Below are 8,056 nucleotides of genomic sequence, written 5' to 3' on the forward strand. Positions count from 1 at the left end.
TCCTCGAGGTGGGGCTCGCGGACGGGGCGGATGTGGCGCTGGTCGGTGAGATCCTGCGGCGGCCGCGGCGGGGCGAGGTGGCCGAGGATCCGGCGCGGGACGCCGAGCGGTGGGCCGCCGTGGCGGGAGGCGGGGAGTCGCTGGCGCAGCGGGAGGCGAACCCGCTGTTCCGGGTGCGCTACGCGCAGGCCCGAGCGCGGGCGCTCGTCAGGGAGGCGGGCCGGATGGGCCTAGCGCCCGAGCCTGGGCGCGTGCCGGGAGAGGACGCGCTGGTGGCGGCGCTCGGGGAGCACCCGTGGGGCGGCGAGCCCACGCGGGTGGCGCGGTCGTTGGTGCGGGTCGCGGACGCGTTCGGGGGGAGCGAGGCGATGCGGCGGGCGCTGCCGTGGGGGGACGAGAAACCCTCGGCCGTCCACCGGGCCCGGCTGGCCCTCGCCCAGGCCGCCGGGATGGTGCTGGTCGACGGCCTGACCCAGCTGGGCGTCAGTGCACCCGAACACGTCTGAGAAGTGTGAGAAGAGAGTTCCATGAGTCGTTCCGCGCACCCGGCAGGCCCCAGGCACGGCGATGTGCTGCCCGATGGCCACTACTCGGCGCCGCCCGCCGATCTCAACGTGCTCGACGAGAAGGTCTGGGCGCGGACCGTCGAACGTGACCAGGAGGGGCAGGTCAGGATCGGGGGGGTGGGGGTGAGGGCGCTGGCCGAGGAGTTCGGCACGCCCGCGTACTTCCTCGACGAGGCCGACTTCCGGGCCAGGTGTCGGGCCTGGCGGGAGGCGTTCGGGTCGGAGGCGGACGTCTTCTACGCCGGTAAGGCCTTTCTGTCGCGTGCGGTGGTCCGCTGGTTGACCGAGGAGGGGCTGAACCTCGACGTCTGCTCGGGCGGCGAGCTGAGCACCGCGCTGGCCGGCGGGATGCCGGCGGCGCGCATCGCGTTCCACGGCAACAACAAGTCGACGACCGAGATCGAGCGCGCCGTCGAGGCCGGGGTCGGGCGGATCGTGGTCGACTCGTTCGAGGAGATCGAGCGGGTGGCGGCGGCGGCCCGGGCGGCCGGGGTGCGGCAGGGCGTGCAGATCAGGGTCACCGTCGGCGTCGAGGCCCACACCCACGAGTTCATCGCCACCGCGCACGAGGACCAGAAGTTCGGCCTGTCGCTGGCCGGCGGGACGGCGGCCGAGGCCGTGCGGCGGACCCTCGGGCACGACGGCCTGGAGCTGCTCGGGCTGCACTCGCACATCGGCTCGCAGATCTTCGACATGTCGGGCTTCGAGGTCTCGGCCCGCCGGGTCGTCGGCCTGCTGGCGCGGATCAGGGACGAGCACGGCGTCGAACTCCCCGAGATCGACCTCGGCGGCGGGCTCGGCATCGCCTACACCTCCGACGACGACCCACAGGGGCCGGCCGAGATCGCCAAGGCGCTGCGCGAGATCGTCGGCCGGGAGTGCGAGGTGGCCGGCCTGGCGGTGCCGCGGATCTCGGTGGAGCCGGGGCGGGCGATCGTGGGCCCGACGGCGTTCACGCTCTACGAGGTGGGGACGGTCAAGCCGCTGCCGGGGCTGCGCACCTACGTGAGCGTGGACGGCGGCATGTCGGACAACATCAGGACGGCGCTCTACGACGCCGAGTACGCGGTGGCGCTGGCGTCGCGGGCGTCCACGGCGCCGCCGATGCTGGCGCGGGTGGTCGGCAAGCACTGCGAGAGCGGCGACATCGTGGTCCGCGACGCCTACCTGCCGGCCGACACCGGCCCGGGCGACCTGCTCGCGGTGCCGGCCACCGGCGCCTACTGCCGCTCCATGGCCAGCAACTACAACCACACCCCGCGCCCGCCCGTCGTCGCGGTCGCGGACGGCCGGGCCAGGACGATCGTGCGGCGGGAGACCGAGGAGGATCTCCTGCGTCTCGACGTCGGCTGAGAAGAAGCGTCCGCATAGTGAACCGGCGTGCGGGGATCTTTCGCGGGTGCGTGAGACTGGATACGACACGTGAGCTGAAAGGCGAGGGCGAATGGTGCGTACTCGGCCGTTGAAGGTGGCGCTGCTCGGATGCGGAGTCGTCGGCTCCCAGGTGGCCCGCCTGATGACGACGCACGCCGACGACCTCGCCGCCCGCGTCGGCGCCCCCGTCGAGCTGGCCGGGGTGGCGGTGCGCCGCCCGTCCAAGGCGCGCGGCGGGGTCGCCCCCCACCTGGTCACCTCCGACGCCGCGGGGCTCGTGGGGCGCGGCGACATCGACGTGGTCGTGGAGCTGATCGGCGGCATCGAGCCGGCCAGGAGCCTGATCGACGCCGCCTTCGAGGCCGGCGCGAGCGTCGTCACCGCCAACAAGGCGCTGCTCGCCCAGGACGGCCCGGCGCTGCACGCGGCCGCCGAGAAACACGCCGCCGACCTCTACTTCGAGGCCGCGGTGGCGGGCGCGATCCCGCTGCTGCGGCCGTTGCGCGAGTCGCTGGCCGGCGACAAGGTCAACCGGGTGCTCGGCATCGTCAACGGCACCACCAACTTCATCCTGGACCGCATGGAGTCCAGCGGCGCCGGCTACGGCGAGGCGCTCGAGGAGGCGACGGCCCTCGGCTACGCGGAGGCCGACCCGACGGCGGACGTCGAGGGCTTCGACGCCGCGGCCAAGGCCGCGATCCTCGCCGGCATCGCGTTCCACACCCGGGTGCGCCTCGACGACGTGCACCGCGAGGGCATCACCGAGGTCACCGCGGCCGACATCGCGAGCGCCCGCAAGATGGGCTGCACCGTGAAGCTGCTGGCGATCTGCGAGCGCGCCGAGGACGGACGCTCGGTGACCGCCCGGGTGCACCCGGCGATGATCCCGCTCGCCCACCCGCTGGCCTCGGTGCGCGAGGCGTACAACGCCGTCTTCGTCGAGGCGGACGCGGCCGGCCAGCTGATGTTCTACGGCCCGGGCGCCGGCGGCGCGCCCACGGCCTCCGCGGTGCTCGGCGACCTGGTCGCGGCCTGCCGCAACAAGCTCTCCGGCGGCCGCGGGCCCGGCGAGTCGGCGTACGCGCGGCTGCCGGTCAGCCCCATGGGCGAGGTGGTCACCCGCTACCACATCAGCCTGGACGTCGTTGACAAGCCGGGTGTGCTGGCCCAGTGCGCCACGGTCTTCGCCGACCACGGGGTGTCGATCGACACCGTCCGGCAGACCGGCAAGGACGGCGAGGCGCAGCTCGTCGTCGTCACCCACCGGGCGCCCGACGCCGCGCTGAGCGGGACCGTCGAGGCGCTGCGCAGACTGGACACCGTGCATGGCGTCGCGAGCATCATGCGCGTCGAAGGGGAGTAGGACCACCGCATGAGCAGCATCACCACCAGCACCAGCCGTCAGTGGCGCGGCGTGATCGAGGAGTACCGCGACCGGCTGCCGGTGACCGACGCGACGCCCGTGGTGTCGCTGCGTGAGGGCGGCACCCCGCTCGTGCACGCGCAGCGGATCTCCGAGCGGGTCGGCTGCGAGGTGCACCTGAAGGTCGAGGGCGCCAACCCCACGGGATCCTTCAAGGACCGCGGCATGACCATGGCCATCTCCAAGGCCAAGGAGGAGGGCGCGCAGGCCGTCATCTGCGCCTCCACGGGCAACACCTCGGCCTCCGCCGCCGCCTACGCGGTGCGCGCCGGCATGGTCTGCGCCGTGCTGGTCCCGCAGGGCAAGATCGCGCTCGGCAAGATGGGTCAGGCGCTGGTGCACGGCTCCCGGATCCTCCAGGTCGACGGCAACTTCGACGACTGCCTGACGCTGGCCCGCGGCCTGTCGGAGAAGTACCCGGTGGCGCTGGTCAATTCGGTGAACCCGGTGCGCATCGAGGGCCAGAAGACGGCCGCGTTCGAGATCGTCGACATGCTCGGCGACGCGCCCGACATCCACGTGCTGCCGGTCGGCAACGCGGGCAACATCAGCGCGTACTGGAAGGGTTACCGCGAGTATGCGGCGGACGGCCCGGCCACCCACGCCCCGCGCATGTGGGGCTACCAGGCATCGGGCGCGGCCCCGATCGTGCGCGGCGAGCCCGTGAAGGACCCGTCGACCATCGCCACCGCCATCCGCATCGGCAACCCGGCCTCCTGGGAGCTCGCGGAGCGCGCGCGGGACGAGTCCGGCGGCCTGATCGACGAGGTGACCGACCGCCAGATCCTCGCCGCCTACCGGCTGTTGGCCGCCGGCGAGGGCGTGTTCGTCGAGCCGGCGTCCGCGGCGTCCGTCGCCGGCCTGCTGAAGGCGGCCGAGCAGGGCCTGGTCGACCCCGGCCAGCGCATCGTCTGCACGGTCACGGGCAACGGCCTCAAGGACCCGGACTGGGCGGTCGCGGGCGCGCCCCGGCCGGTCACCGTGCCGGTCGACGCGGACGCGGCGGCCGCCCGCCTCGGCCTGGCGTGACGCGAACGCCCCCGGCGGCGGGGCCGTCGCCGGGGTGAGGGGCGACACCATGCCGCCCTGTATCGCGTCTGAACCTTCCTTCGATAGGCTGGTATTCGTCCTCCGCAGTGGGGCACCACTCGCGCCAGACGTCAGCGCCCGGGACAGTCAGTTCCGTCCACCGGCGCGGTGCGAGGAGGGGGACATGCCGCACATCACACCAAGGAGAGTCATCGAGCGATGGCCCATCCCGCCTTCCGTGCCGCCGCCGTGCGGGTGCGCACCCCGGCGACCAGCGCCAATCTGGGGCCGGGCTTCGACGCGCTGGGTCTGGCCCTCGGGCTTTACGACGACGTCGTGGTCCGGGTGGCGGACGCGGGGCTGCACGTCGACATCGCCGGCGAGGGAGCCGACACCCTCCCGCGCGACGAGCGCAACCTGCTGATCCGCACGCTGCGCACCGCCTTCGATGCGCTGGGTGGTCAACCGCGTGGCCTCGAGGTCGTCTGCGCCAACCGCATCCCGCATGGTCGCGGCCTCGGCTCCTCGTCCGCCGCCATCTGCGCCGGCCTGGTCGCCGCCCGCGCCGTGACCACGGGGGGCGAGGCCCGGCTCGACGACGACGCGCTGCTCGAACTCGCGGCCGAGATCGAGGGCCACCCGGACAACGTCGCCGCCTGCCTGCTCGGCGGCTTCACGCTCGCCTGGGGCGAGGGCGGCGCGGTCCGCGCCATCCGAATGGACCCGTCGCCCCAGATCACGCCCGTGGTGTTCGTACCCGGGAAACCACTCGCCACCGAGACCGCGCGCGGCCTGCTGCCGCACACCGTGCCCCACGTGGACGCCGCGAGCAACGCGGGCCGCGCCGCGCTCCTCGTGGAGGCCCTGACCAGGCGACCCGAGCTGCTGCTCCCGGCCACCGAGGACCGGCTGCACCAGGAGTACCGGGCCTCAGCGATGCCCGAGAGCATGGACCTGGTGAACCGGCTGCGCGCCGACGGCGTGCCGGCCGTCATCTCGGGCGCCGGGCCCACCGTGCTGGCCCTGGCCGAGGAGGGCGCGGCGGACAAGATCTCCCGTCTGGCCGGCGACGGTTGGACGGCGAACCGGCTCGACCTGGACACGGCGGGGACCTGCGTGCTGCCGCTCGCCGGGGCCGGGGCCGCTCAGTGACGCGACCGGGCGCCGAGCGGGCGGCGGGTCGCGTGCCAGGCCAGGCGATCTGGCCAGATCGCCGCAGATCAGCCGGGATCGCCGGAGATCCCGAATCGATCGCCGAGAGGGGGAATGAACGCAGGGTCCGGTAGTGTTAATCTCATGTCTGCATCAGACGCCCAGGTGGGCGTCGTGCGGAATTCCGGGGTCCCACATCCTGGGGCCACCTCTTCTTCCGGGAGCCTCCATCATCAGCCTGAGCAGCCTGCCTGGCGGTGCTGAGCACGCTCCGGAACGGTGCGGCGGTTCGCTGCGACGTCCCCCCGCACCAAGCATGTACTGATCTTCCGCCGCGTTCACAGGCGGGATTACCGCACCGGCCGGCCCGACGTACGGGGCCGACGCCGGACAGCACGACCGGTCGCCGAGCCAGACAGGCCGACGTCCGCTCCAGGGAAGGACCCTTCGTGAGCGACACCACCGATCTGATGGGCGTGAGTGCCGACACCGCCGACAAGTCCGCCGGTGCTGCCACCGCGTCCGCCACGGACGCTCCTGCCGCCACCGCCGCGCCTCGGCGTCGGCGTTCCGGTACCGGCCTCGAAGGCATGGTTCTGGCCGAGTTGCAGCAGGTCGCCGCCAAGCTGGGGATCAGGGGCACCGCGCGGATGCGCAAGAGCCAGCTGATCGAGGTCATCAAGGAGAAGCAGGCCGCCGGCTCCGGCGGCGCGAGCGCCGAGGCCAAGCCCGCCGAGGCCGCACCCGCCGCTGCGGAGAAGCCCAAGCGCCGGGCCACCTCCCGGGCGCGCACGGGCGACGAGGCCACCGCTCAGCAGCAGATCGAGATTCCCGGCCAGGCCGCCGAGGGCAAGGCCAAGGCCGCCGTCAACGGCACCGCGCCCGCCGTCGAGCCCGAGCGCGTCGGCGCCGAGCCCACGCCGGCCGGCGACGCGGGCCGCGCCGAGGGCACCAAGGGTGACGGGCAGTCCGAGCGGCAGCAGTCCAAGCGGGAGCGCGGACGGCGCGAAAAGGGCGGCGCCGGCCAGGGCGGCCAGAGCCAGGGCCAGGGCGGTCAGGGCGGCCAGAGCCAGGGCCAGGGCGGCCAGGGGCAGGGTCAGGGCAAGGACGGTCAGGGCCAGGGCAAGGACGGTCAGGGCCGGGGCGGTCGTGACCGCGACCGCGACCGGAACCGGGACAACCGTGACCGGGACCGGGACAACCGTGACCGGGACCGTGACCGTGACCAGGACGACGACTTCGACGGCGGTCGGCGCGGTCGGCGTGGCCGCTACCGCGACCGGCGTGGCCGCCGTGGCCGCGACGAGGTCGCCGAGCCGCAGGTCGCCGACGACGACGTGCTGATCCCCGTCGCCGGCATCCTCGACATCCTCGACAACTACGCCTTCGTCCGCACCTCCGGCTACCTGCCGGGCCCCAACGACGTCTACGTCTCCCTCGCCCAGGTCCGCAAGAACGGTCTGCGCAAGGGCGACCACGTCACCGGCGCGGTGCGGCAGCCGCGCGAGGGCGAGCGGCGCGAGAAGTTCAACGCGCTGGTCAGGCTCGACTCCGTCAACGGCATGGCCGCCGAATCCGGCCGTGGCCGCCCGGAGTTCAACAAGCTGACGCCCCTCTACCCGCAGGAGCGCCTGCGCCTCGAGAGCGACCCGGGCGCGCTGACGACCCGCATCATCGACCTCGTCTCGCCCATTGGCAAGGGCCAGCGCGGTCTGATCGTGGCCCCGCCGAAGACCGGTAAGACCATGATCATGCAGGCGGTGGCCAACGCCATCACCCGCAACAACCCCGAGTGCCACCTGATGGTCGTCCTCGTCGACGAGCGTCCGGAAGAGGTCACCGACATGCAGCGCTCGGTGAAGGGCGAGGTCATCTCCTCGACCTTCGACCGGCCGTCCGAGGACCACACGACGGTCGCCGAGCTGGCCATCGAGCGCGCCAAGCGGCTCGTCGAGCTCGGCCACGACGTGGTCGTGCTGCTCGACTCCATCACCCGCCTTGGCCGGGCCTACAACCTGGCGGCGCCGGCCTCCGGCCGCATCCTGTCCGGTGGTGTCGACTCGGCCGCGCTCTACCCGCCGAAGAAGTTCTTCGGCGCGGCGCGCAACATCGAGGACGGCGGCTCCCTGACCATCCTGGCCACCGCGCTGGTCGAGACCGGCTCGCGGATGGACGAGGTGATCTTCGAGGAGTTCAAGGGCACCGGCAACATGGAGCTCAAGCTCGACCGCAAGCTCGCCGACAAGCGGATCTTCCCCGCGGTGGACGTGGACGCGTCCGGCACGCGGAAGGAGGAGATCCTGATGGGCAGCGAGGAGCTGGGCATCGTCTGGAAGCTGCGGAGGGTGCTGCACGCGCTCGACCAGCAGCAGGCGATCGAGCTGCTGCTCGACAAGATGAAGCAGACGAAGTCCAACGCGGAGTTTCTGCTGCAGATCCAGAAGACGACGCCGGCGCCGAACGGCGACTAGCTGGCCGCTGGTCGGTCGGTGTGGATCCTGTCTCTTATACA

General features: G+C 72.9%; 5 protein-coding genes and 1 pseudogene. All 6 read left to right on the forward strand.

Annotation, left to right across the window (positions count from 1 at the left end):
• Window positions 1–506 (forward strand): annotated as a pseudogene (locus tag E1265_RS29565) (DALR anticodon-binding domain-containing protein); the annotation flags it as partial.
• Between the two features lie 21 nt (window positions 507–527).
• The gene (gene lysA / locus E1265_RS29570) at window positions 528–1,919 is read left to right on the forward strand and encodes a diaminopimelate decarboxylase (protein ID WP_132934060.1); all 1,392 of its coding nucleotides are present in this window, start codon (window positions 528–530) and stop codon (window positions 1,917–1,919) included.
• Window positions 1,920–2,010: 91 nt separating this feature from the next.
• Entirely contained in the window at window positions 2,011–3,303 is a 1,293-nt protein-coding gene (locus E1265_RS29575; protein WP_132934061.1) for a homoserine dehydrogenase, read from the forward strand.
• 9 nt (window positions 3,304–3,312) lie between these two features.
• Window positions 3,313–4,392, forward strand: a complete 1,080-nt coding sequence (gene thrC, locus E1265_RS29580; RefSeq protein WP_132934062.1) for a threonine synthase — start codon at window positions 3,313–3,315, stop codon at window positions 4,390–4,392.
• A 219-nt stretch (window positions 4,393–4,611) separates the two neighbouring features.
• A complete protein-coding gene (gene thrB / locus E1265_RS29585; protein WP_132934063.1) occupies window positions 4,612–5,544 on the forward strand; it encodes a homoserine kinase in 933 nt (310 codons plus the stop codon).
• A 470-nt stretch (window positions 5,545–6,014) separates the two neighbouring features.
• Complete coding sequence (gene rho / locus E1265_RS29590; protein WP_165953926.1) at window positions 6,015–8,015, forward strand: transcription termination factor Rho; 2,001 nt, start codon at window positions 6,015–6,017, stop codon at window positions 8,013–8,015.
• The last annotated feature ends 41 nt before the right edge of the window (window positions 8,016–8,056 follow it).

The sequence above is a fragment of the Streptomyces sp. 8K308 genome (genome assembly GCF_004348315.1).
Classification (GTDB): Bacteria; Actinomycetota; Actinomycetes; order Streptomycetales; family Streptomycetaceae; genus Streptomyces.